Annotated in this window: 24 protein-coding genes; 18 read left to right on the forward strand and 6 right to left on the reverse strand. The window is 65.4% G+C overall.

Annotation, left to right across the window (positions count from 1 at the left end; all coding sequences use genetic code 11):
- The first annotated feature begins 50 nt into the window (after window positions 1-50).
- Both GD627_RS04065 and gabT read left to right on the forward strand, forming a co-directional pair.
- On the forward strand, window positions 51-1,481 hold the full coding sequence (locus GD627_RS04065) for a gamma-aminobutyraldehyde dehydrogenase (RefSeq protein WP_152271442.1): 1,431 nt from the start codon (window positions 51-53) through the stop codon (window positions 1,479-1,481).
- Window positions 1,482-1,556: 75 nt separating this feature from the next.
- A complete protein-coding gene (gabT, locus tag GD627_RS04070; RefSeq protein WP_152271443.1) occupies window positions 1,557-2,912 on the forward strand; it encodes a 4-aminobutyrate--2-oxoglutarate transaminase in 1,356 nt (451 codons plus the stop codon).
- A 107-nt stretch (window positions 2,913-3,019) separates the two neighbouring features.
- Here the strand turns inward: gabT and GD627_RS04075 are convergent, their stop codons facing one another.
- Both GD627_RS04075 and rarD read right to left on the reverse strand, forming a co-directional pair.
- Complete coding sequence (locus GD627_RS04075) at window positions 3,020-4,915, reverse strand: HNH endonuclease signature motif containing protein (RefSeq protein WP_152271444.1); 1,896 nt, start codon at window positions 4,913-4,915, stop codon at window positions 3,020-3,022.
- A 318-nt stretch (window positions 4,916-5,233) separates the two neighbouring features.
- The gene (gene rarD, locus GD627_RS04080; RefSeq protein WP_152271445.1) at window positions 5,234-6,286 is read right to left on the reverse strand and encodes an EamA family transporter RarD; all 1,053 of its coding nucleotides are present in this window, start codon (window positions 6,284-6,286) and stop codon (window positions 5,234-5,236) included.
- 142 nt (window positions 6,287-6,428) lie between these two features.
- Here rarD and GD627_RS04085 point away from each other — a divergent pair, with 142 nt between their 5' ends.
- Window positions 6,429-7,850 (forward strand): FAD-dependent oxidoreductase, encoded by a 1,422-nt coding sequence (locus GD627_RS04085; protein WP_152271446.1) that lies wholly within the window; start codon window positions 6,429-6,431, stop codon window positions 7,848-7,850.
- 140 nt (window positions 7,851-7,990) lie between these two features.
- Window positions 7,991-9,385 carry a GAF domain-containing protein gene (locus tag GD627_RS04090; RefSeq protein WP_343032375.1) on the forward strand — a complete coding sequence of 465 codons (1,395 nt, stop codon included), beginning with the start codon at window positions 7,991-7,993 and terminating at the stop codon, window positions 9,383-9,385.
- Window positions 9,386-9,395: 10 nt separating this feature from the next.
- Here the strand turns inward: GD627_RS04090 and GD627_RS04095 are convergent, their stop codons facing one another.
- Complete coding sequence (locus tag GD627_RS04095) at window positions 9,396-11,078, reverse strand: DHA2 family efflux MFS transporter permease subunit (protein ID WP_152271447.1); 1,683 nt, start codon at window positions 11,076-11,078, stop codon at window positions 9,396-9,398.
- Window positions 11,079-11,281: 203 nt separating this feature from the next.
- On the opposite strand from GD627_RS04095, the gene exaC reads away from it, so the two are divergent.
- From exaC to GD627_RS04130, 7 genes are all read left to right on the forward strand, one after another.
- Entirely contained in the window at window positions 11,282-12,805 is a 1,524-nt protein-coding gene (exaC, locus tag GD627_RS04100; RefSeq protein ID WP_152271448.1) for an acetaldehyde dehydrogenase ExaC, read from the forward strand.
- Between the two features lie 82 nt (window positions 12,806-12,887).
- A complete protein-coding gene (adhP, locus tag GD627_RS04105; protein ID WP_246165304.1) occupies window positions 12,888-13,907 on the forward strand; it encodes an alcohol dehydrogenase AdhP in 1,020 nt (339 codons plus the stop codon).
- Complete coding sequence (locus GD627_RS04110) at window positions 13,907-14,302, forward strand: DUF779 domain-containing protein (RefSeq protein WP_152271449.1); 396 nt, start codon at window positions 13,907-13,909, stop codon at window positions 14,300-14,302. The genes adhP and GD627_RS04110 overlap by 1 nt, the downstream gene beginning before the upstream one ends.
- Before the next feature lie 102 nt (window positions 14,303-14,404).
- On the forward strand, window positions 14,405-14,755 hold the full coding sequence (locus tag GD627_RS04115; RefSeq protein WP_152271450.1) for a hypothetical protein: 351 nt from the start codon (window positions 14,405-14,407) through the stop codon (window positions 14,753-14,755).
- Window positions 14,756-15,110: 355 nt separating this feature from the next.
- Entirely contained in the window at window positions 15,111-15,410 is a 300-nt protein-coding gene (locus GD627_RS04120; RefSeq protein ID WP_146360892.1) for a DUF4193 domain-containing protein, read from the forward strand.
- A gap of 78 nt (window positions 15,411-15,488) precedes the next feature.
- Window positions 15,489-16,244, forward strand: a complete 756-nt coding sequence (locus tag GD627_RS04125; RefSeq protein ID WP_152271451.1) for a nucleotidyltransferase family protein — start codon at window positions 15,489-15,491, stop codon at window positions 16,242-16,244.
- Window positions 16,245-16,385: 141 nt separating this feature from the next.
- Complete coding sequence (locus GD627_RS04130) at window positions 16,386-17,576, forward strand: TerC family protein (protein ID WP_152271452.1); 1,191 nt, start codon at window positions 16,386-16,388, stop codon at window positions 17,574-17,576.
- A gap of 209 nt (window positions 17,577-17,785) precedes the next feature.
- Here GD627_RS04130 and GD627_RS04135 read toward each other — a convergent pair whose 3' ends face one another.
- Complete coding sequence (locus tag GD627_RS04135; protein WP_152271453.1) at window positions 17,786-18,409, reverse strand: DUF2238 domain-containing protein; 624 nt, start codon at window positions 18,407-18,409, stop codon at window positions 17,786-17,788.
- Window positions 18,410-18,497: 88 nt separating this feature from the next.
- Here GD627_RS04135 and GD627_RS04140 point away from each other — a divergent pair, with 88 nt between their 5' ends.
- Window positions 18,498-19,259, forward strand: a complete 762-nt coding sequence (locus tag GD627_RS04140) for a glycosyltransferase family A protein (RefSeq protein WP_152271454.1) — start codon at window positions 18,498-18,500, stop codon at window positions 19,257-19,259.
- A 116-nt stretch (window positions 19,260-19,375) separates the two neighbouring features.
- Here the strand turns inward: GD627_RS04140 and idi are convergent, their stop codons facing one another.
- Complete coding sequence (idi, locus tag GD627_RS04145; protein ID WP_152271455.1) at window positions 19,376-19,897, reverse strand: isopentenyl-diphosphate Delta-isomerase; 522 nt, start codon at window positions 19,895-19,897, stop codon at window positions 19,376-19,378.
- A gap of 35 nt (window positions 19,898-19,932) precedes the next feature.
- On the opposite strand from idi, the gene GD627_RS04150 reads away from it, so the two are divergent.
- Genes GD627_RS04150 through GD627_RS04175 form a run of 6 tightly spaced genes read left to right on the forward strand, consistent with a single transcriptional unit; the run spans window position 19,933 to window position 25,259 of the window.
- On the forward strand, window positions 19,933-21,000 hold the full coding sequence (locus GD627_RS04150; RefSeq protein WP_152271456.1) for a polyprenyl synthetase family protein: 1,068 nt from the start codon (window positions 19,933-19,935) through the stop codon (window positions 20,998-21,000).
- Window positions 21,001-21,003: 3 nt separating this feature from the next.
- Window positions 21,004-21,930 carry a phytoene/squalene synthase family protein gene (locus GD627_RS04155; RefSeq protein WP_152271457.1) on the forward strand — a complete coding sequence of 309 codons (927 nt, stop codon included), beginning with the start codon at window positions 21,004-21,006 and terminating at the stop codon, window positions 21,928-21,930.
- Window positions 21,931-21,932: 2 nt separating this feature from the next.
- The gene (crtI, locus tag GD627_RS04160; protein WP_152271765.1) at window positions 21,933-23,627 is read left to right on the forward strand and encodes a phytoene desaturase family protein; all 1,695 of its coding nucleotides are present in this window, start codon (window positions 21,933-21,935) and stop codon (window positions 23,625-23,627) included.
- Window positions 23,627-24,028, forward strand: a complete 402-nt coding sequence (locus tag GD627_RS04165; RefSeq protein ID WP_152271458.1) for a lycopene cyclase domain-containing protein — start codon at window positions 23,627-23,629, stop codon at window positions 24,026-24,028. Before crtI ends, GD627_RS04165 begins: the two co-directional genes overlap by 1 nt.
- Window positions 24,025-24,375 carry a lycopene cyclase domain-containing protein gene (locus tag GD627_RS04170; RefSeq protein ID WP_152271459.1) on the forward strand — a complete coding sequence of 117 codons (351 nt, stop codon included), beginning with the start codon at window positions 24,025-24,027 and terminating at the stop codon, window positions 24,373-24,375. Before GD627_RS04165 ends, GD627_RS04170 begins: the two co-directional genes overlap by 4 nt.
- A 35-nt stretch (window positions 24,376-24,410) precedes the next feature.
- Entirely contained in the window at window positions 24,411-25,259 is an 849-nt protein-coding gene (locus GD627_RS04175) for a prenyltransferase (protein WP_152271766.1), read from the forward strand.
- A gap of 127 nt (window positions 25,260-25,386) precedes the next feature.
- On the opposite strand, the gene GD627_RS04180 is transcribed toward GD627_RS04175, so the two are convergent.
- Complete coding sequence (locus tag GD627_RS04180; RefSeq protein WP_146360912.1) at window positions 25,387-26,877, reverse strand: catalase; 1,491 nt, start codon at window positions 26,875-26,877, stop codon at window positions 25,387-25,389.
- Between the last annotated feature and the right edge of the window lie 5 nt (window positions 26,878-26,882).

Consider the following 26,882-nt stretch of genomic DNA (forward strand, 5'->3'; position numbering starts at 1 on the left):
AGGTTTGAGGGGATCACTGACGCAGTTCCCGCCCCGAAAGGACATCCGGCATGGCTGAGACGTTGCAGAATTTCATTAGCGGGGCTTTTGTCCCGTCGCGCGGTACCGAGGTGCTGGACGTCGTGAATCCGACCAACGGCGAAGTAGTGGCCGTGTCTCCGGTTTCCGTCCAGGCCGACGTTGACGCCGCCATGGATGCAGCCGCTGCAGCGTTCAGGACCTGGAAGCGCACTACTCCCAGCGAGCGCCAGCGCATGCTGCTGCGTCTGGCTGACGCCCTGGAGTCCAATTCGGACGAACTGGTGGAAGCGCAGCACCGTAATACCGGACAGGTCCGCTCGCTGATTGCTGCCGAGGAGGTAGCCGTTGGTGCGGACCAGCTCCGCTTCTTTGCCGGTGCGGCCAGGCTCCTGGAGGGTAAGTCTGCCGGGGAATACATGGAGGGGTTCACGTCCTTCATCCGCCGCGAACCGATAGGCGTCGTTGCCCAGGTGGCTCCGTGGAACTATCCGCTGCTGATGGCGGTCTGGAAAATCGGTCCGGCCCTTGCCGCAGGAAACACAGTGGTGCTCAAGCCGTCCGACACCACCCCCGAATCCACACTGGTTCTTGCCCGGCTGGCGGCGGAAATCTTCCCGGCCGGCGTACTCAACGTCGTCCTCGGCACCGGTGAAACCGGAGCACTGATGGTCGAGCACCCCGTGCCCGGCCTCGTCTCCATCACGGGTTCCGTGCGGGCCGGCGTCGCCGTGGCATCCGGTGCCGCGAAGACACTCAAGCGTGCCCACCTGGAACTCGGAGGCAAGGCACCTGCGGTGGTTTTTGCCGATGCTGATCTGGACCGGACCGCCACGGCCATTGCCGAGTTCGCGTTCTTCAATGCCGGTCAGGACTGCACAGCCATCACACGGGTGCTCGTGGAGGATTCCGTGCATGACGCGCTGGTGGGCAAGCTGGTTGCAGCGGCAAAGGAACTCAGGACGGGCAGCGACAACGACGAGGAAAACTACTTCGGACCGCTGAACAACATCAACCACTTCAACGCAGTGAACGCGGTGATTGAGGCGCTTCCCGCGCACTGCCGTGTGGAGACCGGCGGACGGAGGGCCGGGTCCAAGGGCTTCTTCTTCGAACCCACCGTCATCACCGGTGCCCGCCAGGATGACGACGTAGTGCAGAAGGAAACCTTCGGTCCCGTCATCACCGTGCAGAAATTCGATACCGAGGAGCAGGCTGTGGAACTGGCGAACGACGTCGAATACGCCCTGGCCTCCAGCGTCTGGACCACCAACCACGGCCGGGCGATGCGGCTGTCCCGGGACCTGGATTTCGGAGCGGTCTGGATCAACACGCACATCATGCTCACAGCCGAAATGCCGCATGGCGGTTTCAAGAGCTCCGGTTACGGCAAGGACCTCTCGATGTACGGCGTGGAGGACTACACCCGGATCAAGCATGTGATGAGCGCACTGGACGCCTAGCCTCGCGTCCGGTTCCCTTGTTTTTTCGTCGGCACCACCCTGAATTCCTTCATCGGCCCCCCGAAAGGCAGCCTTATGAGTACCTCCGTTATGACCCCCAGTTACCGCCTTGAACAGCGACGCCGGATTGCCGGCACCTTTCCGGGGCCGAACTCCGCTGCCCTGGAGGCACGGCGGGCTGCCGTAGTGCCCAAGGGTGTTGCCTCCAGTGTTCCGGTGTATGCCGCCGACGCGGACGGCGGGATCATCGTGGACGTGGATGGCAATGCCTTCATCGATCTGGGCTCGGGCATTGCTGTGACCAGTGTGGGAGCCTCCGATCCTGCCGTTGTGGCTGCCGTGCAGGAACAGGTGGCGCACTTCACGCACACGTGCTTCATGGTGACACCCTATGAGGGCTACGTGGCCGTGGCCGAACGTCTTGCCGCTGTCACTCCCGGGGACTTCGAGAAACGCACGGTGCTGTTCAATTCCGGCGCGGAAGCGGTGGAGAACGCGGTGAAGATTGCCCGATCGGCGACCGGGCGGAACGCCGTCGTTGCTTTCGACCACGCCTACCACGGCCGCACCAACCTCACTATGGGCCTGACGGCGAAGGCGATGCCTTACAAGACCGGCTTCGGCCCGTTCGCTCCGGAAATCTACCGGATGCCCATGAGCTATCCGTTCCGTGAGGAGAACCCGAACATCAGCGGCGCCGAGGCCGCTGACCGGGCCATCCTGGCGATCGAGAAGCAGATCGGTGCAGACCAGCTTGCCGCGCTTTTGATCGAACCGATTCAGGGTGAGGGCGGGTTCATTGTCCCTGCAGAGGGTTTCCTGCCCCGGCTTGCGGAGTGGGCACAGGCCAACGGCGTGGTCTTCATTGCCGACGAGGTGCAATCCGGTTTCTGCCGTACCGGTGAATGGTTCGCGGTGCAGCACGAGGGAGTGGTTCCGGACCTGATCACCATGGCCAAGGGCATTGCCGGCGGAATGCCGCTCTCTGCCGTGACCGGGCGTGCGGAGCTGCTCGACGCCGTCCACCCCGGGGGTCTGGGCGGCACTTACGGCGGCAACCCTGTCGCCTGTGCTGCTGCCCTGGCAGCAATGGACACCATGGAATCCCAGGATCTGGCCGGTAGGGCACGGCACATCGAGGAGCTTGTACTGCCCCGGCTGCGGGCACTCGCGGTGGAGGGCGGTGGCGTTGGAGATGTCCGCGGACGAGGGGCCATGCTCGCCATGGAATTCGTTCGGCCCGGGGCCAAGGAGCCCGACGCCGAGACTGCGAAGGCTGTTGCCGCTGCCTGCCTGCGGGAAGGCGTTATCGTGCTGACCTGCGGCACCTATGGAAACGTGATCCGGCTGCTGCCGCCGCTCACCATCGGTGACGACCTTTTACTTGATGCACTGGACGTCTTGGAGACTGCTGTGCTGTCTCTGGGCTAGCGCCGGGAAACGTGCCAGCGGGAAGGTTGGCGTCTGGAAGGTTGGCGTCTGGAAGGGTGGGGCCTGGCGGGACGGCGGCCGGGTGTCTTTGCAGAGACCGGGACCGGTCAGGTTCCACCCGGGTGGTTGCCTGATGCAGGCGCCCCCGGGTGGAAGTAGGTGTTTCGCAGCGGTTGACGGTCCGGGTCCACGTAGCCCGGCGGTCGGAACCATGGAATACCTGAGCGCATGGATATCTGCCAGTTCCCCTGGTGGATGATGTGATGGTGGAAGGAACACAGCAGGACTCCGTTTCCAATGCTGGTGTCTCCACCCTGCTCCCAGAACGTCACATGATGCGCCTCGGTCCACGGCCCCGGCACAGTGCAGCCAGGAAAGACGCAGCCGCGATCACGGGCATGCAGGGCCTTGCGCAGGTGCGGAGGGAACAATCGTGCCGCCCGGCCCAGATCGAGCACCTGACCCTTTGAGCCCAGGACTACGGGGAGAAGGTCCGCGTCGCAGGCGATCCGGCGAACGGCCCCGGTATCGATAGGCCCGGCGAAGGATGCTATTCCCGGCGACGGGAAACCATCGTCGCTTGGTTTGTTGTCTGGAGAGTCTGGAGAGTTTGGAGAGTCTGGAGAGTTTGGAGAACCCGGAGGGTGCGGAGAGTCCGGAGAGTCCCAAGGGTTCGGAGAGTCTGGAGAGTCCGGCCGCTCCGGGGTGTTGCCACAGTTCCGCTGGCCCAACGTCCCTGCTGGGCTCATCAATCCCTTCAGCAACTCCTTGTGGCCGATAGTGATCATGACCTGGGGACGTAATCCTCCGGCAGCAGGCAGGCCTCCCGAGGCAAGAGCAACACGGACCGCGGCCAGCAACCCTTCAAGAAGCAGCTGCGGTCGGGTTGGCCTCGGCAGGCGGCCGGTGACGTCACCGTCGGCAGATGATTCCTGTGCCGCTGTGGCCGGAGCGGACTCGCCGGTTTCCGGTGTGTCATCAGCGGGACATGACATGTCGGCATCTGTGGAGATGCCGGGGACTGTCGGCCCGTCTGGGCATGCTGCCCCGGTTCCCACACGGTCGGTTTCGGGAGCCCCGCTTTCCTCGGCACCGCGGGTCGATCTGCCGGGAGTCGGGTGCTCCCGGCCGGTCAGTCGGGGATTGGCGGCACTGTTGATCAAGGTTGTCAGTGCCTCGTGCTGTTCATCAGTGCAATAGATATGGAAATGGTTCAATCCATTTCGCCGTCGACCAGGGAAGATCCCTTGGAACCGGGCGAGTTCCTCCTCGGTGGGCGGTTGGTCCTGATTCAGCACGGCGGTCCAGTGTTTGGCTGTACGCACGAGGAAATCATGGTCCTGACGGGAACCGATGTCTGTGAGTTGCTTCTCCATGGCTTCCAGAGCCTGCGGTTCCAAACGCGGAAGCGCTTCCTCCAGGGCATGAGCAATGACATCCACCCCGGATTCAGCCAGCGCAGCATCTGCGCAGGCCGCAGCGAGCCGGGGATAGGCGGGCGGCAGCACCTGGCCCAGGGGAGTGGTTCCGGGAAGGACAGCTGCGGCCAGTGCCAGTCGGCGCCGGGCTTCAGCCAGCGAGATGCGAAGGCGGGAGCGCATGAACTCCGCGGTACTCCGAAACTCCCGAATATGGGCTTCCTTTCCCGAAAGAGACGCAGAAGCCGCGTCTTTGCGGCCATCAAACCCGGTGGAGGCCCCGGGAACGGTATCTCCAGCCGCTGACCACGCTGCGCCGGCGAGAGCATGGGCGGGCCGCTGCCGATCGATGGCCGAGGCTGCCGTCAGCTTCAGGTAGTCCGTCATCCGTGACAGGGCCTCAACAGCGGCGGCGAAATCCGCCGCGTCCTGAAGGCCGAGAAGGCCGACTTCGGAAGTTGCATGGTCCCGAAGCTCACCGGCCTCGGCCAGGACCGCTTCGGCACGCTGGACAAGGTCCACACCGGAAGCCGCGAGGGAGAATTCGGCCGGTAGCGGCAACTCGTCCAGAGGATCCAAAGTCATACGACAAGAGTGACGCAGCAATCCAAAGGCGCCATCAGCAGACTGCGGTGCGGGGGATAACCACGCCGGCACCCGGCAAAGAGCGCCCTTGGGGAGGACAGGTCACTCCGCCGGCCCACTCACCTGAGGGGAAAGGCCAGCCCAAGGCCGGTTTCGGACGGAGCCTGCTGACGACTGGACGCATTCCAACCGTGCCCATGAAGTCCCCGCTCTAGGAAGCCCGCGGATACGTCCCGGCACTAGGAAGTCCCCGCTCTAGGAAGCCCGCGGAAACGTCCCCCGGCGGAAGCCCGAGCATTCCAACCGTGCCCCGGGATGTTAGACCGTCGCCGCGCGGAGCCTGCGGTTGCGGCGCGGGCCGCCGATCATGTCGACGGTCAGCATCACCAGTGCGAGCCAGACCAGACCGAAGCCCGCCCAGCGCTCGGGAGGCATGGCTTCCTTGAAGACGGTCAGCGCCAGAATGAACTGCAGGGTGGGAGCCAGATACTGCAGCAGCCCCACCGTGGACAGCGGCAGACGGCGGGCAGCAGCACCGAAGAAGATCAGCGGCACGGCAGTGATGACGCCCGAAGCGACCAGGAGCCAGAAGTGCCCTGCCCCGTTGGAAGCCAGCGTTGCCGTGCCGGTGACGGACAGCCAGATCATTACTGCGACGGCGATAGGAGTGAGTACAGCGGTCTCGATCGACAGGCTGGAGACGGCATCCACGCGGGAGCCAATGCCCTTTTTGACCAGGCCGTAGAACCCGAAGCTGAACGCAAGGGCCAAAGCCACCCAAGGCACGGTGCCGTACGCCAGCGCGAGGACCAGCACGGCAATGAATCCCACGCCCATGGCTGCCCACTGCAGCGGACGCAGCTTTTCCTTGAGCACCAGCACGCCGAGCAGAACCGAGACAAGCGGGTTAATGAAGTAGCCCAGGGCAGCCTCCACCGCGTGTTCGTTCAGCACCGCCCAGGAATACGTCAGCCAGTTCACAGCGATAAGCAGCGCCGCCCCGGCAAGTGTTCCCACCGTCCGTGGATTGCGTCCCGCAGCAAGCATAGGCTTCCAGGCCCGCATGACTGTGAGCAGGATGGCGCAGAAAACCAGGGACCAGACCACACGGTTGGCAACGATTTCCACAGCCCCGGCAGGCTTGAGGACCATGAAGTAGAGAGGAAGCAGACCCCAGAGCCCGTACGCTCCGACTCCGAACAGAATGCCGGGCAGGTTTTCGCGGCCGGGCGCCGGAGCTGCGGACGTCCCCGGTTTCCCGGAAGGCGCCGGGGTGTTCGAGGAAGAAGAAACGGAGGAGGATGCGACGCCGGTGTCGGCTGCAGCATTGCGGTCGCCGCCAACAGCGGGGACGGGTTTTGAGGAAGGCACGTGGTGCCTAACACGCGGAAGCCGGAACGTATTCCCGGCAGCGGTTCCGGGCCGTTTAGACGACGGGGGAACCCGGCATTTAGAATAGATAACTGTGTGTTAAGTGCACACCCAGAAGCTCAGAAGAGAAGAAGGACTATCAGTGACTAACGCAGCCGCGGACAGCGCCCAGCGTCCCTTGAGGGTCGCCATAATCGGTGCAGGCCCCGCCGGTGTTTACGCCGCCGACATCCTTACCAAGGCCGACCGGGATTTTGAGGTCAGCATTGACCTCTTTGACCAGTACCCCGCGCCCTACGGCCTCATCCGCTACGGGGTTGCTCCCGACCACCCGCGGATCAAGGGCATCGTCAACGCCCTGCATAAGGTCCTGGACCGCGGCGACATCCGGTTCCTCGGCAACGTGAACTACGGCCGCGACCTGACGCTGGCAGACTTCCGCCACTTCTACGACGCCATCATCTTCGCCACCGGCGCCATCAAGGATGCTCCGCTGAACGTGCCCGGCGTCGAGCTTGAGGGTTCCTTCGGCGGCGCTGAATTCGTGTCCTGGTATGACGGCCACCCCGATGTCCCGCGGGACTGGCCGCTGGACGCCAAGGAAGTGGCGGTTATCGGCAACGGCAACGTAGCCCTTGACGTGGCCCGCATCCTTTCCAAACACGCCGATGACCTGCTCACGACGGAAATCCCGTCCAACGTCTATGCGGGGCTGAAGAAGTCCCCGGTCACGGACGTGCACATCTTCGGCCGGCGCGGCCCGGCGCAGGTGAAGTTCACGCCGCTGGAACTGCGTGAACTCTCGCATTCCCGCGACGTCGACATTGTCCTGTACCCCGAGGACTTCGAATTCGACGAGGGCTCAGACGAGCAGATCCGCACCAACAACCAGACCAAGACCATGGTCAACACCCTGACCAACTGGCTGGTGGAGGAACAGGACACCGGTGCGTGCCGCCGTCTGCACCTGCACTTCCTCCACAACCCGGTGGAGATTTACGACGACGCCGCGAACCCGGGGAAGGTCGCCGGCATGAAGTTCGAGCGCACCGAACTGGACGGCACCGGCAATGTGCGCGGCACCGGGGAGATCGTGGACTACCCCGTCCAGGCCGTCTACCGGGCCATCGGCTACTTCGGTTCCGAGCTTCCCGAAGTGGGTTACGACGAGCAGCGCGGCGTGATTCCCAACGAAGGCGGCCGTGTCATCAACGAAGACGGCGCTCCGGTGCCGGGCATCTACACCACGGGCTGGATCAAGCGCGGCCCCGTTGGCCTGATCGGGCACACCAAGGGCGATGCGCTGGAAACCATCGGCTTCCTGCTGGAGGACCGGCTGAACCTGCCGGCCGCGACGCACCCGGACCCGTCGTCGATCATCGAGCTCCTCGAGGAGCGCGGCGTGAAGTACACCACCTGGGAAGGCTGGCTGAAACTGGATGCCTATGAGCGCAGCCTCGGGGCGTCCTACATCCACCCGGATCCGCTGACCGGAGAACTCGTCCGTGAGCGCGTCAAGGTGGTCGACCGCGAGGAAATGACCCGCATTTCCCGCGGCGAGTAACCGTTCGGGACTAAAGTCCCGTTCCTCTGGCCTCCGCCGGTCCGCGCATGGGAGCATGTCCAACAAAAGAGATGTTCCCTCAGCGGGCAACGTCCGTTGTTGGGACGTTGCCCGATTATCAGCGTGGATAGGCGGGGGCCGTGCGCATTGCGGCGCAGAATCAAAGTGTTGCCGCGGGCGGGCCGTCCGGTGTCCTGCCGCGGATACCGGCGGATGCGCTGCGCCGGAACGCCGTGCGGGCGCATGAGAGCCTCGGGTCCGGCAGCGGCTGGCTGGAACGGCTGCGGCCCTCCGTCCGGGAGTCCTGGCAGCGTTCCCTCCAGCACCACCGGGATCCGGATGCCCCGCGTCCGGAAATAGTGTTCGACGACGCCGCGCTGGTCTACTACCGGTCGGTCCACCCGCTTTCCGCCGTGATGCCCGTGATCCGCCGGCTCCTTGTGGAACCGGGAGAGGATTCCGGGCTGCTGGTGGCCGTGGGGGATGAGCTGGGCCGCCTGCTGTGGGTGGACGGCGATGCGGTGCTGCGCAGGCGTGCCGAAGGCATGCTGTTCGTACCCGGAGCGGACTGGTCCGAACGAACGGTCGGAACCAGTGCCCCCGGAACCGCGCTGGCCACCGGGTCTGACGTCCAGATTGCCGGTCCGGAACACTTCAGCCGGCTCGTCCACTCCTGGAGCTGTACTGCCGTGCCCGTGCATGATCCGGACACGGGATCCCTGCTCGGCGTTGTGGACGTCACCGGCGGTCCCGAAGCAGTCGCCCCGCATACCCTGGCCCTGGTTCGGGCAGCCGTCGCCGCCGCCGAAGCGCAGCTTCAGGTCCACCGCCTGCAGGCCGGCCGTGACGAGCCGCGCAAGGGGGCCCTCGCCTCCCTGGGCGCCCCGCGCCGCCGCACGAGCCGGCCGGCTTCCCCGCCCGCCCGCAATACGGAAAGCCTGGAGCTGCTCGGCCGGGATCGCGCGGTACTGCATACCGGAAGCGGATCTGTGGAACTCAGCTCCCGCCACGGAGAGCTGCTCGCCGTGCTGGCGCTGCATCCGGACGGCCTTACCGCCGAGGAACTGGCAGCACTCGCGTATCCCGACGGCGGACAATCGGGCACGGTGCGGGCAGAGATGCTGCGGCTGCGCAATCTGATGGAAACCGTGGCGGCCGGGACACCGGTCGAGCCGTTGGTCCCGCGCTCCCGCCCCTACCGTCTGGCCCGGCCGTTGGCGCTCGACGCCGGGCAGGTCCTGCGGTTCCTGGAACAGGGTGCCCACAGGCTGGCCCTGGGCATGTACCGCGGACCGGTGCTTCCGCGCTCCGAGGCCCCGGCACTGATCCGGCTGCGCAGCAACGTTTCGGCGGTCCTGCGCCAGGCCATGCTCTCCGACGCCGGTGCGGATGCCCTTCTGCAGTATCTGCACCTGGCGGAAGCAGAGCACGACGCCGAGGCCTGGCAGCGTGCACTGCAGGTGCTTCCGCCGCGCTCACCCCGCAGGGCAGCCGTCGCCGCAGCCCTTGAACGGATCGAACGGGACCTGGCCTAGGCGGACGGGGTTATTTCTCCTGCCCCGGTGAAGCGGCCCCGGAAGGTTCCGAGCCCCCGGACGGCGTGCCGGCGGGCCCCGAGCCTCCGGGCACCGTGCTGGCCGCCTGCCGGATCCGAAGACTGCTCAGCAGCCCGACCAGCAGCGCTGCGGCAGCTATCCAGCTCGCCAGCGACGCGCCGTCGGTCATCGCCTCCCTGGCTGCATCCGCAATGAAGGCCGTCTGCGGATCGGCCGCCAGGGCCTGGATGCTCCCACCCGAAGTTGCATTGACGGAATCCACCACACCGGCGAGCTGCGGCGCGTTGGCCACGGCGTCCGCCACACGGTCCTCGGTGCCGTTACGCAGCGTCGTGAAGAACGCGGTCCCCAGAACGGCAATACCAAGTGCTGATCCGGTTTGCCGTGCCGTGCTCTGCGTAGCCGAACCCTGCCCGCTCTTGGCCACTGGAACATCGGCGAGGATCACGGAGGTCAACTGCGCCGTGGCGAGCCCCACGCCCATTCCGTAGACGAGCAGGATCGGAGAGGTCAGCCACGCGGTGCTGTCCGGGGCAATCAGCAGTGCCAGCGATGCAATGGCGAGGATCTCCAGGCCCAGGCCCATCCGGACCACTACCACCGGACGGAAAATCCGAGCCAGCGAGGTGACCCCGCCACTGGCAAGAAAGGATCCCAGTGCCAGCGGAAGCAGGGCAAGGCCGGCCTGGAACGCGCTGTACCCCAGCACGTTCTGGAACCAGAGGGGCAGGGACAGGATCAGGCCAAACTCGCCGAAACTCACGATCAATGCGGTGACGTTGCCGTTGGCAAAGGAAGGAATCCGGAACAGCGAAAGATCCAGGATGACGCCTTTGCCCTCGTTCGTCCGTCTCCGTTCCAGCAGGACGAAGCAGACCAACGCCACGGCGGCGAGCAGGAAGGCCAGCGGAACAGGAGACAGTGGACCCACCTGCAACAGCGCGTCGTCCGCGGGGCGCCACCAGCCGAAGCTTCGGCCTTCGATGAGACCGAAAACCAGGGATCCGAAGCCCACGATGGACAGGAGCGCTCCGCCCAGGTCCAGCCGCTGCGCAGCAGAGGAGATCTCCTCCTTCGACTCGGCAACGAACAGCAGCAGGCCGGCGAGTATAACCACACCCACGGGAACATTGATCCCGAAGGCCCACCGCCAACTGGCATGCTCGGTCAGCCAGCCGCCCACCAGGGGCCCGACCGCCGCCATGCCGCCGATGGTTGAGCCCCACACCGCGAAGGCAATGCCGCGTTCACGTCCCTGGAAGTTGGCGTTGAGAAGCGCCAGGGTGGTGGGCAGGATCATGGACCCGCCCAGCCCCTGGACGGCCCGTCCCAAGATAAGGATGCTGCCGGACGAAGCGGCGGCGCAAAGCAGGCTGGCGGCCACGAAGATGACGACGCCGGTCAGCATCACCCGCCGCCGGCCCACCCGGTCGGCGATCCGGCCCCAGGTCAGGAGCAGGGCCGCGAAAAGCAGGGTGTAGATCTCCTGGACCCACTGGATCTCGGTACTGGAGATGCCCAGATCCGCAACGATCGAGGGTATGGACACGGAAACGATGGTGGCGTCCATGATGATCATGGCGACGCCGAGGCTAATGGCCAGCAGGCCCCACCAGCGGTATCGGACAAACCGGCCGGGAGGAAGGGAGCCGGTTTCGGAAGGAGTAGCCATGTGCCGTCCTGGGTCGGTGGGGGAGGGGGGATCTGCGGATCGGGGACGTTGCTCACGAAAGAGTACGGCTGTCCGGTGCCAATGTGCCAGCAGGCCGGCCGGTCAGCGGCCGGGGGAGGATTGCAACCTGCTTGCAACGTTGTGGTCCGTAGCATCGCAGCATACGCAACCGACATCGGCGTCGAACGCACAAGGAGCACAAAATGACCGTTTATGCACAGCCGGGCACCGAAGGATCCAAAGTCACCTTCAAGCCGCGCTACGAGAACTGGATCGGCGGGGAATGGGTGGCCCCGGTTAAGGGTGAGTACTTCGAAAACATTTCCCCGATCAACGGCCGTCCATTCTGCGAGGTGGCCCGCGGAACGTCCGCCGACATTGATCTCGCACTGGACGCCGCCCACAAGGCTGCAGGAGCCTGGGGCAAGACGGCAGTGGCCGAGCGTGCCCTGGTCCTGACCCGCATCGCGGACCGGATGGAAGCCAACCTTGAGATGCTTGCCGTCGCCGAAACCTGGGACAACGGCAAGCCGATCCGGGAAGTCCTCGCCGCGGACCTTCCGCTGGCCATCGACCACTTCCGCTACTTTGCCGGTGCCATCCGCGCACAGGAGGGCGGCATCTCCCAGATTGATGACAACACCACGTCGTACCACTTCCATGAGCCGCTGGGCGTGGTGGGACAGATCATTCCGTGGAACTTCCCCATCCTCATGGCTGTCTGGAAACTGGCACCGGCACTCGCCGCAGGTAACGCCATCGTGCTGAAGCCCGCCGAGCAGACGCCGACGTCGATCCTGGTGCTGATGGAGCTGATTGCCGATCTGCTGCCGGCGGGCGTGCTGAACGTCGTGAACGGCTTCGGCGTGGAGGCCGGCAAACCGCTGGCATCCTCGAACCGGATCCGGAAGATCGCCTTCACGGGTGAGACCACCACGGGCCGGCTCATCATGCAGTACGCCAGCCAGAACCTCATTCCGGTCACGCTGGAGCTGGGCGGCAAGAGCCCGAACATCTTCTTCGCCGATGTGGCTGCCGCTGATGACTCCTTCTATGACAAGGCCCTTGAAGGCTTCAACATGTTTGCCCTGAACCAGGGCGAAGTCTGCACCTGCCCGTCCCGCGCGCTGGTTCAGGACTCCATGTATGACACCTTCATGGCCGATGCCCTGGCCCGCACGGCACAGATGATCCAGGGCAATCCGCTGGATACCAACACGATGGTCGGAGCGCAGGCTTCCAACGACCAGTTGGAAAAGATCCTGTCCTACCTCGACATCGGCCGGCAGGAAGGTGCCCGGGTCCTGACCGGTGGAGCACGTGCCCACCTCGACGGCGATCTTGCCGGCGGTTTCTACGTCCAGCCGACCGTCTTCGAGGGCACCAACAACATGCGCATCTTCCAGGAGGAGATCTTCGGCCCGGTGGTATCCGTGACGCGGTTCTCCGACTACGGCGAGGCCATGGCCATTGCCAATGACACCCTGTACGGCCTCGGAGCAGGTGTCTGGTCCCGGGACGGCAACACGGCATACCGTGCAGGGCGGGACATCCAGGCCGGCCGGGTGTGGGTCAACAATTACCACGCCTATCCCGCCCACTCCGCCTTCGGCGGCTACAAGTCCTCCGGCATCGGCCGAGAGAACCACGCCATGATGCTGGACCACTACCAGCAGACCAAGAACCTGCTGGTCAGCTACGCCGAAAACAAGCAGGGGTTCTTCTAGGCAGCCCCTCTGCGTGCCTAGGCTGAGGGATCATTCGTCTTCCGCGCGAACTACCGTGTTCCGTTGATGGAAAGAGGATCCCATGGCCAGCATGCAGGCAGCAGTAGTGAATCAACTCGGTGGAGGACTCTCCGTCGAGGACGTTGAGGTACCTGCCCCGGGCCCGGGGCAGGTACTCGTCAAGCTGGTGGCCACGGGCGTTTGCCATACGGACCTCCATGCCGCGGACGGCGACTGGCCCGTAAAGCCGTCCCCGCCGTTCATCCCCGGCCACGAAGGGGTAGGGGAAGTGGTGCAGGTCGGTGAAGGGGTTACCGACCTGCACCTCGGCGACATGGTTGGCAACGCCTGGCTCGCCTACGCCTGCGGCGTGTGTGAGTACTGCCGGACCGGCTGGGAAACGCTGTGCGAGCAGCAGAAGAACAGCGGCTACTCGGTGGACGGCTCCTTCGGCCAGTACATGCTGGTGGATGCCCGCTTCGCAGCGCGCATTCCGGAAGGGGCAGATCCGCAGGAAATAGCTCCGATCCTTTGCGCAGGCGTCACGGTGTACAAAGGGTTGAAAGTCAGCGAGGCACGTCCGGGTCAATGGGTGGTCATCTCCGGCATCGGCGGACTGGGACACGTGGCCGTGCAGTATGCCATTGCCATGGGGCTGCGTGTGGCTGCCGTGGACATCGCCGATGACAAGCTGGAACTGGCCAGAAAGTACGGTGCCGAGGTTGTGGTCAATGCACGCAACGAGGACCCGGTCGCGGCCATTCAGCAGAAAATCGGCGGCGCCCACGCAATACTGGTCACCGCGGTGCATCCGGCGGCGTTCGGCCAGGCCATCGGCATGGCCCGGCGCGGCGGCACCATCGTCTTTGTGGGACTGCCTCCCGGGGACTTCCCCGCTCCGATTTTCGACACCGTGCTCAAGGCACTCACCATCCGCGGATCCATTGTGGGTACGCGCCAGGACCTGGCTGAGGCGATTGACTTCTATGACCGCGGACTGATCCACCCCAACATCACCGTCCGCAGCCTGCAAGAGATTAATGACGTAATGACTGAACTCCGGGAAGGCCATGTAGATGGCCGTGTGGTGATTGGATACTGATGGATTCTCCGCTTGCTTCTTCGCTCGACGCTGCAGCCGTGCTGCCCGGAGAGAGCTTTTCCCGGGTGGCCCTGACACCTGAGGCGCAGGAGCTGCTGCTGCGGCTCCGGCCGATCCACGGTGAGCTGATGTTCCACCAGTCAGGCGGCTGCTGCGACGGGTCCTCGCCCATGTGTTATCCCAAGGGGGAGTTCCTGACAGGAGAGGCCGATGTGCTTCTGGGCGTCTTTGACCTGCAGGGGGAAGAGCTCGAATTCTGGATGTCGCGTGAGCAGTTTGAGTATTGGAAACACACCCATCTGACAGTGGATGTTGTGTCCGGACGGGGAAGCGGGTTTTCCGTGGAAGCGCCCGAAGGTAAGCGCTTCCTCATCCGGTCCCGTCTGTTTGGGTAGGATCCAAATAGTAAGCTGGCTGTTGAAACTGCCGTTTCGGACGGTAGTGTGCATGTGGACGGAACTTATGAGGCCCGGTACGGGCAGGAGAAGAGGAAGACCATGGTAAAGAAATTCGTATTTTTGGCGGGCGCGGGTATTGGCTACCTCGTTGGCTCCAAGGGCGGCCGTGAAAAGCTGATGCAGCTCTGGAAGGACCCGAAGGTGCAGGAGACCGTGTCCCACGGCACCGACTGGGCGAAGGAAAAGGCGCCGGGACTGCAGGAAAAGGTCACGGGTGCCGCCAAGGACGCCGCCACCAAGGTCACCGGTTCCAGCAGCTCCAGCAGCAGCGACTCCAGCTCGGCCCCGACCACGGGCTCTTCCGCAGCAGGCAGCACGGGAACCAGCGGTTCCTACACCTCCGGCGGCGAGTCCAAGATGACTCCGGCTGAACCCCAGCCCGAGTCCTAGGCGGATAAAGGCGCCGGATACCAGGTGAAAGCCCGGTGTCCGGCGCTTTTTCGTTTCCCCGTCCGAGCAGGCAACTTCCGGCAAAAAGCCGGAACCTCTCCAACGGCACGCACGTTGGACATGCAGCGGGCGCACGGCACTGACGGCAGATCCCGCTGTTCAACGGATCTGCGGTGCCACGCGCCTCCTCCGGGGGAGGGCCTCGACGGCGGGATGCGAACCGGGTTCCGGAGCAGCAAATCTGCTGCCGGCACCGCCGAGGTGAACCGAAGGGAACTGCATGTCCGTGATCTTCGGCTAGTATCGAGTGCCCCGGAGCAACAGAAACTACGGATTTGGAGTGTGAGCCGAAAACATGGCTACAGATTATGACGCGCCTCGCAAGACCGAGGAAGAGGCCGGTCCGGCTTCGATCGAGGAGCTTCAGGCCCGTCGGAGCGATAAGCAGTCTGCCGTAGTTGACGTGGATGAAACCGAGGCCGCTGAGGGATTTGAGCTGCCCGGGGCGGACCTGTCCGGCGAAGAACTGCTCGTACGCGTAGTGCCGCCGCAGGAAGACGAGTTCACCTGCAACTCCTGCTTCCTCGTCCGCCACCGGTCCCAGCTTGCCGTGGAAAAGAACGGCCTGGCTTACTGCAAGGACTGTGAAGGCTAATTACCCGTAACCTCAGCCGCCGCGCCGCCAGGGTGCGGCGGCTGCCTGTTTAAGGCCGGAACGTGGAGGGATAGGCAGATGAGGGCAACGACGACGGCGGTCCTGCTGGCCGGCGGTGCGGGTGTCCGTCTCGGGCGCGGCCCCAAGGCACTGCTGCCCTTCCGCGGCCGGCCCCTCATCGAGCATCAGGTACGCGTGCTTCTGGCCGGCGGCTGCGGCACCGTGGTGGTCGTGCTGGGCGCCGGGAGTGCGGAAGTACGCACCGCCGCCCGGCTGGGGAACGCTGACGTGGTGGTCAATCCCCGCTGGGACCTCGGAATGGGCTCCAGCTACCGGTGCGGAGTCGAGGCAGCCCTGGGACATGACCCGGGAGCGGTGCTCGTGGCCCTCGTGGACCAGCCCGGCCTGAATCCGGCAGTGGTGGCACGCGTCCTGGCCGCCGGGCGTCCCGGCAGGATCGCCGCCGCAGGGTACCGGGGGGCAGACGGCCGTCTGGAGCGCGGACACCCCGTGTGGTTCGACGCTTCCCTGATACCGGAGACCCTGGCGCCGCAGACCCTGGCGCTGCAGACCCTGGCGCTGCAGACCCTGATACCGGAGACCCTGGCCCCGCAGACCCTTGTACCGGAGACCGTGGCCCCGCAGGCGCCGGAAACCCCGCCGGACGTCGCCGGGGCCAGTGCGGCCGGCGCAGCGCGGAAAAATGCTGATTCGGATTCCGGTGCCAGGGCCTTTTTGGCCGCTCATCCCTATCTCGTGGACGTGGTCGACTGCTCCGACCTCGCCGACGGGAGGGACATAGACACCGAAGCGGACCTCATCCTGTTAGACTGATGGCTTCGTAGGGGAGTATCCCGAAACGCCGATATCCGTCAACACGTGGAGCACCGACGCTCCGCCGGATTCAGCGGCCACCTGTAAGGGTGGCGGGAGAGACCTATGCTCCTTCGGCATACCCTACGAAAGTTGACTTTCATGACTGTTTCCCCCTTGGTCTGGGGAGTGACCATTCTGGTCATTCTGGCCCTCTTGGCCTTTGATTACTTCTTCCACATCCGCAAAGCGCACATTCCCACGCTGAAGGAAGCGGCCCTTTGGTCCTCCATCTATGTGGGCCTGGCCATCGTTTTCGGCATTGTCGTCTGGATCTTCGGCGGCAGCCAGATGGGCACCGAGTACTTCGCCGGCTACATCACCGAAAAGGCCCTGTCGGTAGACAACCTCTTTGTCTTCCTGATCATCCTGGCAAGCTTCCGGGTGCCGCGTGAGGACCAGCAGAAGGTCCTGCTCTTCGGCATCGTGTTCTCGCTGATCGCCCGTACCGCGTTCATCTTCCTCGGCGCCGCGTTGATCAACTCCTTCTCCTGGGTGTTCTACATCTTCGGCCTGATCCTGCTTATCACCGCAGGCAACCTGCTCAAGCCCGAGAGCACCGAGGGCGAGGACGAAGCCAACAACTTCATCATCCGGCTGGCCCGCAAGATCTTCCATACCTCGGATAAGTACGACGGCGACAAGCTGTTCACCATGGAGAACGGCAAGCGCGTCCTGACCCCCATGCTGCTCGTGATGGTTGCCATCGGCGGCACGGACATCCTCTTCGCCCTCGACTCCATTCCGGCCATCTTCGGCCTGACCCAGAACGTCTACATCGTCTTTACCGCCACGGCCTTCTCCCTCATGGGCCTGCGCCAGCTGTTCTTCCTCATTGACGGACTGCTGGACCGCCTGATCTACCTCAGCTACGGCCTTGCTGCCATCCTTGCCTTCATCGGCGTCAAGCTTGTCCTGCACGCCCTGCATGAAAACACCCTGCCGTTCATCAACGGCGGAGAGCACGTCCCGGTCTTCGAAATCACCACGGGCCTTTCGCTCTCGGTCATCGTCGGCGTACTGGTCATCACCGTCATCGGCTCCCTGCTCAGCCCCGCGGGCAAGGCCATGACGGCCGTGAACAATGCGCGCCGCCACGCAGACGCGTACCTGGACCTGTCCTACACCGCAGACCCGGCCGAACGGGAGCGCGTCTACAAGGCGCTGTGCGATGAGGAGAAGGACATCATGCAGATGAACCTCAAGTACCGCGACAAGGTCAAGGACATCGAAGAGATCCGCGAAACCGTTGCCCGCGCACACAGCGAGCACGAGCGGTACCTTTCCCGCTAGCGGATACGCCGGTAGGAAGAACCTGCAGGAGGGCATCCCGGGCAGCAGCGTCAGTGCTGCCGGGGTGCCTTTCGCGGTTAAGCCGGGGTAGCCGGGTAGCCCGGTAGCCGGGTAGAGCCGGGTAGAGCCGGGTAGAGCCGGGTAGCCGGGTAGCCGGTTAATCCCGGTAGCCCGGGTAGCCGGTTAAGCCCGGTAGAGCCCGGACCGGATCAGCGCCCGGTGTGGTGGGGCGCCGGAGCGGTCAGCAGTGCCCCGGAACGGCGGACCGCAGAGCCAAGGCACAGCCCCCCAACCAACGCACCCAGCCCTCCGGCCGCCAGATCGGTCATGGTGTCCACATAGCCCACGTGGATCCGCGCATCCACATACGTGTTTCCCCACCATTCACCGATCTCCCACAGCACACTCATTCCCAGTCCGAGTGAAAGCACCAGAAGCGGAACCACCACGGGCAGCGACCGCGATGCACGGTGAGGGCGCTGGATTGCCGGAACGGCGCCGAACTGCACCAGCAGGAAATAGGCGACGACGGCGAGGACACCGGTGGAGGCGCAGTGAACGGCCAGATCCCACCAGGAAATGCGGGCGTAGAGATCCGCCACGCTGCTCCATGCGGCGGTTAGCAGCACCAGGCCGTAGACGGTGTCGAAGCCGGGCAGGACACTCAGGGACCGGGACACCAGCAGACCCAGCAGCACCAGCAGGAACAGCGCCGTTTCCACCGGTCCCAGCAGTACCAGCGCCGCTACGACACTAAGCACCGACAGTGCACGGACCGCGTCGGCAAGGTAGTCCACCCGGGTTTCCGGCGGGCGGAGCAGCGCATCGATCATGGTCCTACGGTAGCCCGGCACAGCCTCCGGGTGCAGGGCCCAACGAAAACCGGCCGGGCCGGCGCCGGCTCCACGCTAAACTCGGCCCATGCCCTCCGAGCTTCCGGCAGTGTCCGTGGTGATCCCCTGTAGAAACGATGCAGTGTTTTTGGAAGCCTGTCTGTTGTCCCTGTCCCGGCAGACAGTGCCGCCCCGGGAAATAGTGGTGGTGGACAACAACAGCAGTGATGCCAGCGCCGGGGTTGCCCGGCGCTTCGGGGCCCGCGTGGTCTTCGAGGCGGTTGCGGGAATCCCTGCCGCCGCCGGCGCCGGGTATGACGCCGCCGCCGAAGACACGGAGGCGGGAACCGGCGCGGTTATTGCGCGATGTGACGCCGACTGTGTCCTTCCCCCGGATTGGGTTGCGCGCATAGCTGAATCTTTCGCCGAGGATCCGCAGCTGGAAGTGCTCAGCGGACCCGGCGTCTTTTACGGCATGCCCAGGCTGCGTGCACAGCTGCTGTCCCGGCTGTATCTGGGCTCCTATTACCTGGCCATGGGCTCGGCCCTGGCCCATTGGCCGTTTTTCGGCTCCAATCTGGCCCTGCGAGCCGCAACCTGGCGGGAAGTCAGCGGCGTCGTGCATCGCCGCGATGCGCAGATGCACGACGACGTGTGTCTGAGTTTCCATCTGGGGCAGGGGCGGCGGTGCCGCCTGGATCCGACCCTGGTGGTCGGGATGGCACCGCGGGCGGTGCAAAGCCGGGCCGGTCTGGCCCTGCGCTTCCGCCGCGCCTTCCACACCCTCGCCGCTCACTGGCCGCGGGAATACCCGTGGATTCGCTGGGGACGGCGGTTCGCCCGGGCCTGAAGGGACCGGAGGAATCCGGCTCTCGTATTCCCGCGGGTCTGGTTTCCCCACCGGGCTCTGCGGGCGCGGATTTCCGTTGCCGCCGTGCCGGGCGCGCAGACCTGGAGGAAGGCAGCTTAGGGGTAAAGCAGCGGCAGCTGCAGCACCAGCCAGGGACTGAACGCCCAGGGCGTCAGCCGTACCGCGGGAACAAGCTGCGCCGGATCGGCCCATTGCCAGTCCATGACCTCGTCCGCGGCAGGGACCGGATCGGCATCGGCAACAGCCGTGTACACGGGACAGATCTCGTGCTCGACAATTCCGGAGGCATCCACGGCACGGTAGCGGAACTCCGGAAGCCGCAGCGTCAGGTCCCGCACGGTAAGTCCCAGCTCACGCCGTGCACGCCGCGCCACGGCATCTTCGGTGGCTTCTCCGGGACCCGGGTGGCCGCAGAAGGAATTGGTCCAGACTCCGGGCCAGGTCAGCTTTGTCAGGGCCCGCCGGGTGACCAGCAGCTGGCCGCGGGTATTGAAGACATGGGTGGAGAATGCCAGATGCAACGGCGTGTCGGTGGTGTGCACGCCGGCTTTGTCCCGGACGCCCACGGCACGGCCGTCATTATCTACGAGAACCACCTGTTCCGTGCTACTCGTCATTTCTTCCCCTTGTCCCATACGTGTTTACTTTACCTATGGATACGCACCCCCCGCTCGATCTGTCCGCAGGCGAGGACCAGGTTGAGATTGTCCTGCAGCAATTCTTCGAACAGGCGAAGGAGCGGGCGGCGAAGCTCGGCCCCGCCTATCTGTCCCTCTGGCAGTCACTGGAAGACTCGGCGGCAGGCGGCAAGCGGGTGCGTCCGCGGATCCTTCTGACCTCCTACCTGGCGCTCGGAGGCACGGACCGCGGGGCCGCGGCCCGGGTGGGTGCAGCCTTTGAACTGCTGCACACCGCGCTGATCGTCCACGATGACGTGATCGATCTGGATTTCACCCGCCGCGGCCAGGAAAACGTCGCGGGGGTGTTCCGGGGGCTCGCAGCGGCCGCCGGCGTCGAGGAACGGGCCGCCCGTCACCGCGGACTCTCCGCAGGGGTCATTGCCGGTGACCTCGCATTGACTGGCGCCTTCCGGCTGCTGGACCGGCTTGAGGTGGATACCGAGGTGCGGCTGCGCCTGGCCGAGATCCTGGACGAGGCGGTCTTTGCCTCCGCCGGAGGCGAACTGATCGATGTGGATCTGTCCTTCCAGCCCGGCGCGCCGCCGGTTGACGAAATCCTGCGGATGGAACGCCTCAAGACTGCTGTCTACTCCTTCGAAGCTCCGCTGCAGGCGGGTGCGGTGCTGGCGGGAGCCTCGAACGACGTCGTCGACCTCCTGGGCCTGTACGGCAGGGACATCGGGATTGCCTACCAGGTGGTGGATGACCTTCTGGGGGTCTTCGGTGCCGAGAGTGCGACGGGCAAGTCCAGCTTCTCCGACCTGCGTGAAGGTAAACGCACGGTACTGATCTCCCACGCAGCGCAAACCCCGGAATGGAGCGAACTCTCGGCACTGCTGGGCAGCCCAACGCTGAGTGCCCGCGAGGCCGCCCGCGCCCGGGAACTGCTGGTTGCCTGCGGCGCCAGGGATTACGCACAGAATCTGGTCCTGGAATATGCCGAGCGCGCACGGCAGCACCTGCAGTACCCGGCAGTGCCGCCGGCCCTGCGCACAGCCCTGTTCGCGGTAGCGGACCGGGCCGTAAACCGGGGGCGGTGATCCGTGGCAGCTGAACAGGGCCTCGCCCTCTACAACACCGTGGCGCAGCAGACCGCCGCCGTGCTGATCCGGTCCTATTCGACGTCGTTCGGGCTGGCGTCCCGGTTGCTGGCGGCGCGGACACGCCTGCAGATTGAAACCATCTACGCGCTGGTCCGGCTGGCGGATGAGATTGTCGACGGCGTGGCGGCGGAGGCGCTGGTTCCCCGCGCGGAGGTCGGCGTGCTGCTGGATGAGCTGGAAGCGGACACGGAGCGTGCCCTGCGCACCGGGTACAGCGCCAACCTGGTAGTCCATGCCTTTGCGCTGACCGCCAGGGAAACCGGGATCGGCCCCGCCCTCACCCGGCCGTTCTTTGCCTCGATGCGGGCTGATCTCCACCAGGCGGAACATACCGAAGCCAGCTTCGATGAATACGTCTACGGTTCCGCCGAAGTGATCGGGCTGATGTGCCTGGAATGCTTCCTCCAGGGGGTGTCCCTGCCCGATGACCAGGCCAAGCGGCTGCGCGAGGGTGCCCAGCGCCTGGGCGCGGCATTCCAGAAGGTCAACTTCCTGCGGGACCTCGCCCAGGACTTTGAAACCCTGGGACGCAGCTATTTCCCCGGGGTCACCGTTGAAGCCTTTACCGAGGCGGACAAGCACCGGATCCTGGACGGGATCGACGCCGACCTTTTGGTCTCGGGCACCGCCGTGGCGCAGCTGCCCGCAGACTGCAGGGCCGCCGTCGCACTGGCCCAGGACCTGTTCACCGAACTGGCCCGCCGGCTCCGTGCCACCCCGGCCGAGCAGCTGCGCACCACCCGGGTTCGTGTTCCCAACGCCGTGAAGGCCCGCATCGCAGCCCGGGCAGTCCTGACCCGCCGGGTCTCCGCACACCGTTCACGACACCAAACCCCCGATCTTGCGGGAAGCGAAAGGCAACCATGAGCATGCGTCCGCGCACCGCCGTCGTGATCGGCGGCGGTATCACCGGGCTGGCCACTGCGGCGCTGTTGTCCCGGGAAGGCCTGGCGGTCACGGTCCTGGAGAAGCAGCCGGAAACCGGAGGCAGGGCCGGCAGCTGGGAAACCGGAGGATTCCGCTTTGACACCGGACCGTCCTGGTACCTGATGCCGGAGGTCTTCGACCATTTCTTCCGGCTGCTGGGCACTTCGGCGGCGGACCAGCTGGATCTGGTCCAGCTGGATCCCGGCTACCGGGTGCTCTTTGAAGACACCGCGGAACCGGTGGATGTGGCCGCCACGCGGGAAGGGAACATTGCGCTCTTCGACTCGCTGGAACCCGGAGCCGGTGCCCGGCTCGAGGAGTACCTGAAGTCATCCGAAGAGGTCTACGCGATGGCGAAGAAGCGCTTCCTCTATACGACGTTTGCCTCGTTCCTGCCGCTGCTGCGCCCGGATGTCCTGCGCAGCGGGCCCCGGCTGGCCCGGCTGCTGCTGGAACCCCTGAGCAGTTTTGTTGCCAAGCGCTTCACAGACCCGAGGATCCGGCAGATCCTGGGCTACCCGGCGGTCTTCCTGGGCTCCTCGCCGTTCACCACGCCCAGCATGTACCACCTGATGAGCCGGCTGGACCTGGCCGACGGGGTGCTTTATCCCATGGGCGGCTTCTCCCGGCTGGTGTCCGTAATCTCCGATCTGGCCCGCGCCGAAGGCAGCCGGGTCATCACCGGCGCGGAGGTCACCCGGATCCGCACGTCCGCTCCGTCCGGATCCCGGCGGGGCCACTTCCGAACCCGCAGGCCGCGTGCCGTGGGCGTGGACTACCGCGACGCCGAGGGGAAGCTCGTGTCGCTGGATGCGGACCTGGTAATTTCGGCCGCGGACCTGCACCACACGGAGACAGCCCTCCTGCCCGAAAATTTGCAGACCTACCCGGAAAGCTACTGGGAACACCGCGTCCCCGGCCCCGGCGGGCTCCTGCTGCATTTGGGCGTGCAGGGGACCCTGCCGCAGCTGGAACACCACACACTCCTGTTCACCCGGGACTGGGAAGCCAACTTCGAGAAGATCTTCGGTGCGGACACCTCCGTGCCGGACCCGGCGTCCCTCTATGTCTGCCGGCCAAGCGCCACCGATCCGGGCGCCGCTCCGGAAGGACACGAAAACCTGTTCGTGCTGGTGCCGGTGCCGTCGGATCCCACGCTGGGCGCCGGAGGAATCGACGGCGCCGGGGATCCGCAGATCGAGAAGATGGCCGACGCCGTCATTGCCCAGATATCCTCCTGGGCGGGTATCCCTGACCTGGCAGAGCGGATTATCATCCGCCGGACCGTGGGCCCGCAGGACTTCGTTGCGGATCTCAATTCGTGGCGCGGAACCCTGCTGGGCCCGGCCCATATCCTCAAACAAAGCGCGTTCTTCCGCGGTACAAACGCCAGCCGCAAAGTGGAAGGACTGCTGTACGCCGGCGGTTCCACCCTGCCGGGTATCGGCCTGCCCATGTGCCTGATCAGCGCGGAACTGGTCCTCAAGCGGCTGCGCGGGGAAACCGGCACCGAGGCACTGCCCGAGCCCCCGCCATGGTCAGCGCAGTCGTGGCCGGCCGGACTGGCGTCCTCCGACCTGCCGCCGGCGGGGCCGCATGCCTCCGCAGGGCCACCCATCGGCGGGACGGACGCGTGATGGGTCTGCTCTACCTGCTTTTCCTGCTGCTGTCCCTGGGCTGCATGGTGCTGCTGGACCACCGGTTCCGGCTGTTCTTTTTCGCCGACGTCCGCCGGGCCGCCGCCGTGCTGGCCGTCGGGGTGCTGTTCTTCACCGGCTGGGACCTCGCCGGCATCGGCTCGGACATCTTCTACCGGGGCGAGACCCCGTTCATGCTCGGCGTGACGCTGGCACCGCACCTGCCGGTGGAGGAAATCTTCTTCCTGGCCTTCCTCTGTTACCTGACCATGGTGGTCTTCGGCCTGGTCCGGCTGGCCGCCGGACATGCTGCGGAACGTGCTGCGGCCCGGACCGGGAACCACACCACGGAGCAGCCCGGACACCCGGGCCGCCGGCCGGCAGAGCGGACGCAGCGATGACCTACTGGACCCTCAACGCCTTCTTCCTTGTTCCGGCGGCCCTCATCTTCGCCCTGGCGCTGCCGGGCCGGCGCCGGCCGCGGTACTTCGCTTCGGCAGCCGCGGTGACCGCCGTGGTGCTGCTGGCCCTGACCGCAGTCTTCGACAACCTCATGATCCGCGTGGGCCTGTTCTGGTACAACGAGGACCGTATTTCCGGAGCCTTTGCCGGCGCCGCACCCCTGGAGGATTTCGCCTATCCGCTGGCGGCCGCCCTCCTGCTGCCCGCCCTCTGGGTGCTGCTGCCGGGACGGGCCCCCGATCCGGGGGCTTCTCCCCGAAACCGAACCGCCAAGGAGCAGCCGTGAGTACCGCCGCCACCGGAACAACGGGAACCCTGCGGATGCTGCTGGTGTCCTCCCGGCCGCTGTCCTGGGTCAATACCGCGTATCCCTTTGCCGCGGCGTACCTTCTGACCACCGGGCGGATCGATGCCGCCTGGGTGATCGGGACGCTGTACTTCCTGGTGCCCTACAACCTGGCGATGTACGGCATCAATGACGTTTTTGACTACGAGTCGGACCTGCACAATCCGCGCAAGGGGGGAGTGGAAGGCGCCGTCCTGGACCGCAGCTTCCACCGCACCACCCTGTGGGCGGCGCTGGCCACCAACGTGCCGTTCCTTGCCGCCCTGGTGCTGCTGGGCAGTCCGCTGTCCTGGCTGGTGCTGGCCGTCAGCGTGTTTGCGGTCATCGCCTACAGCGCCCCGGGGCTGCGGTTCAAGGAGCGCCCGTTCCTGGACTCCATGACCTCGAGCACCCACTTCGTCAGTCCGGCGGTCTACGGGCTGGTGCTTGCGGGGGCGGTCTTTACTCCCGGACTGTGGGCCGTGCTCGGCGCCTTCTTCCTCTGGGGAATGGCCAGCCAGGCGTTCGGGGCGGTGCAGGACGTGGTGCCGGACCGGGAAGGCGGCATCGGGTCCATCGCCACCGTGCTGGGTGCCCGGCCCGTGGTTTGGCTGGCCGCGGGGGCTTATCTCGCCGCCGGCCTGCTGATGCTGCTGACCCCGTGGCCGGCGCAGCTGGGCGGGTTGTTGGCGGTGCCCTACATCCTCAACCTGGTGCCGTTCCTGCGGATTACCGACGCCGGGTCCGCGGCAGCCAACGCCGGCTGGAAACGGTTCCTGAAATTGAACTTCCTGACCGGGTTCCTGGTGACCCTGCTCCTCATCGCGTACTGGCCCAACCGGTAGGGCCGGCAGCAGCGGTCAAGGACAGAGGGCAGTATCCGAACAGACAGCAGCGGCCGGCCCCCGAGGGGACCGGCCGCTGCCGTTGTTACTGCCTACCGGGAACCGGTGTCAGCGTCGAAGGGAGTAATTACTCCGCAACGCCCACGAACTCGGCCTTTTCGTTGGCCGTGGTCTCGCCCTGTGCCAGGGAAAGGCGCAGCTTCTCGCCCAGGACCGCGTCAACGTTGGTCCAGTACTGGATCGCTGCTTCGCGGATGTGCGGACGCTTCACACCGGAGATGGCGCCGGTGATGGTTTCCAGGAAACGCTGCTTGGCGGCGTCGTCGAATACCTCGCGGTACAGCGTGCCGGCCTGACCGAAGTCGCTGTCCTCGGAGTGCAGGGTGGCGGCGGAACGCACCAGGGCGCCGTCGTTCTCCCAGCTGCCCGCGCCGGCCAGCGCTGCGTCGGCCACGGGGCCGCCGAGCGTGTTCGGAGCGTAAACCGGGGTTTCCGGGGTGTTGTAGGAGAAGCGCATGGCGCCGTCCTGCGAGTAGTTGTTGACCGGAGCCTTGGGGGCGTTGACCGGCAGCTGGTTGTAGTTGGCGCCGATGCGGTAACGCTGGGCGTCCGGGTAGGAGAAGATGCGGGCCATCAGCATCTTGTCCGGGCTGGCATCAATGCCGGGGACCAGGTTCGCGGGGGACAGGGCAACCTGTTCGATCTGCGCGAAGAAGTTCTCCGGGTTGCGGTTCAGGGTGTGGGTACCCACCTTGATCAGCGGGTAGTCCGCGTGCGGCCAGACCTTGGTCAGGTCAAACGGGTTGAAGCGGTACGTCTTGGCATCTTCGTACGGCATGACCTGCACGTGCAGGTCCCAGGACGGGAAGTTGCCTTCGGCAATCGCCTCATACAGGTCGCGGCGGTAGTAGTCGGCGTCGGCGCCGGCAATCTTTTCAGCCTCGGCACCGGTCATTTCGGAGTTGCCCTGGTTGGACGTGAAGTGGTACTTCACCCAGAAACGCTCGCCGGCGGCATTGATCCACTGGTAGGTGTGCGAACCGAAGCCGGGCATTTCGCGCCACGACGTCGGGAGTCCGCGGTCGCCCATGAGGTAGGTGACCTGGTGGGCCGACTCGGGGGAGTTGGTCCAGAAATCCCACTGCATGTCCGCATCGCGCAGACCGGAGCCCGGAAGACGCTTCTGCGAGTGGATGAAGTCCGGGAACTTGATGCCGTCGCGGATGAAGAACACCGGGGTGTTGTTGCCGACGATGTCGTAGTTGCCCTCGGTGGTGTAGAAACGCATCGCGAAGCCGCGGACGTCACGCCAGGTGTCGGGGGAGCCCATTTCACCGGCCACGGAGGAGAACCGCTGAACTGTCTCGGTGACGGTGCCCGGCTGGAAGACGGCTGCACGGGTGTACTTGGAGACATCTTCGGTGACTACGAACTCACCGAATGCGCCGCCGCCCTTGGCGTGCACGATGCGCTCGGGCATCCGTTCCCGGTTGAACTGCGCCAGCTTCTCGACGAGGTAGCGGTCGTGAAGGGCAACGGCGCCGTCGGCGCCGGTGCTCAGCGAGTGTGCGTCGCTGGAAACCGGGGTGCCGGTCTGCGTGGTGGTGAAATTGGACATACTTG

Origin of the sequence: Arthrobacter yangruifuii, from assembly GCF_009192775.1 — a bacterium.
Taxonomy (GTDB): Bacteria; Actinomycetota; Actinomycetes; order Actinomycetales; family Micrococcaceae; genus Arthrobacter_B; species Arthrobacter_B yangruifuii.

What these genes read in the sequence shown, in the direction of transcription:
- GD627_RS04110 (WP_152271449.1), top strand. Translation starts at nt 13,907, where the DNA reads ATGGATTCTCCGCTTGCTTCTTCGCTCGACGCTGCAGCCGTGCTGCCC.
- adhP (WP_246165304.1), top strand. Translation starts at nt 12,888, where the DNA reads ATGGCCAGCATGCAGGCAGCAGTAGTGAATCAACTCGGTGGAGGACTC.
- GD627_RS04175 (WP_152271766.1), top strand. Translation starts at nt 24,411, where the DNA reads ATGCTGCTGGTGTCCTCCCGGCCGCTGTCCTGGGTCAATACCGCGTAT.
- GD627_RS04170 (WP_152271459.1), top strand. Translation starts at nt 24,025, where the DNA reads ATGACCTACTGGACCCTCAACGCCTTCTTCCTTGTTCCGGCGGCCCTC.
- GD627_RS04130 (WP_152271452.1), top strand. Translation starts at nt 16,386, where the DNA reads ATGACTGTTTCCCCCTTGGTCTGGGGAGTGACCATTCTGGTCATTCTG.
- crtI (WP_152271765.1), top strand. Translation starts at nt 21,933, where the DNA reads ATGCGTCCGCGCACCGCCGTCGTGATCGGCGGCGGTATCACCGGGCTG.
- GD627_RS04115 (WP_152271450.1), top strand. Translation starts at nt 14,405, where the DNA reads ATGGTAAAGAAATTCGTATTTTTGGCGGGCGCGGGTATTGGCTACCTC.
- GD627_RS04135 (WP_152271453.1), bottom strand. Translation starts at nt 18,409, where the DNA reads ATGATCGATGCGCTGCTCCGCCCGCCGGAAACCCGGGTGGACTACCTT.
- exaC (WP_152271448.1), top strand. Translation starts at nt 11,282, where the DNA reads ATGACCGTTTATGCACAGCCGGGCACCGAAGGATCCAAAGTCACCTTC.
- GD627_RS04120 (WP_146360892.1), top strand. Translation starts at nt 15,111, where the DNA reads ATGGCTACAGATTATGACGCGCCTCGCAAGACCGAGGAAGAGGCCGGT.
- GD627_RS04150 (WP_152271456.1), top strand. Translation starts at nt 19,933, where the DNA reads ATGGATACGCACCCCCCGCTCGATCTGTCCGCAGGCGAGGACCAGGTT.
- GD627_RS04140 (WP_152271454.1), top strand. Translation starts at nt 18,498, where the DNA reads ATGCCCTCCGAGCTTCCGGCAGTGTCCGTGGTGATCCCCTGTAGAAAC.
- GD627_RS04165 (WP_152271458.1), top strand. Translation starts at nt 23,627, where the DNA reads ATGGGTCTGCTCTACCTGCTTTTCCTGCTGCTGTCCCTGGGCTGCATG.
- GD627_RS04065 (WP_152271442.1), top strand. Translation starts at nt 51, where the DNA reads ATGGCTGAGACGTTGCAGAATTTCATTAGCGGGGCTTTTGTCCCGTCG.
- gabT (WP_152271443.1), top strand. Translation starts at nt 1,557, where the DNA reads ATGAGTACCTCCGTTATGACCCCCAGTTACCGCCTTGAACAGCGACGC.
- GD627_RS04095 (WP_152271447.1), bottom strand. Translation starts at nt 11,078, where the DNA reads ATGGCTACTCCTTCCGAAACCGGCTCCCTTCCTCCCGGCCGGTTTGTC.
- idi (WP_152271455.1), bottom strand. Translation starts at nt 19,897, where the DNA reads ATGACGAGTAGCACGGAACAGGTGGTTCTCGTAGATAATGACGGCCGT.
- GD627_RS04125 (WP_152271451.1), top strand. Translation starts at nt 15,489, where the DNA reads ATGAGGGCAACGACGACGGCGGTCCTGCTGGCCGGCGGTGCGGGTGTC.
- GD627_RS04180 (WP_146360912.1), bottom strand. Translation starts at nt 26,877, where the DNA reads ATGTCCAATTTCACCACCACGCAGACCGGCACCCCGGTTTCCAGCGAC.
- GD627_RS04075 (WP_152271444.1), bottom strand. Translation starts at nt 4,915, where the DNA reads ATGACTTTGGATCCTCTGGACGAGTTGCCGCTACCGGCCGAATTCTCC.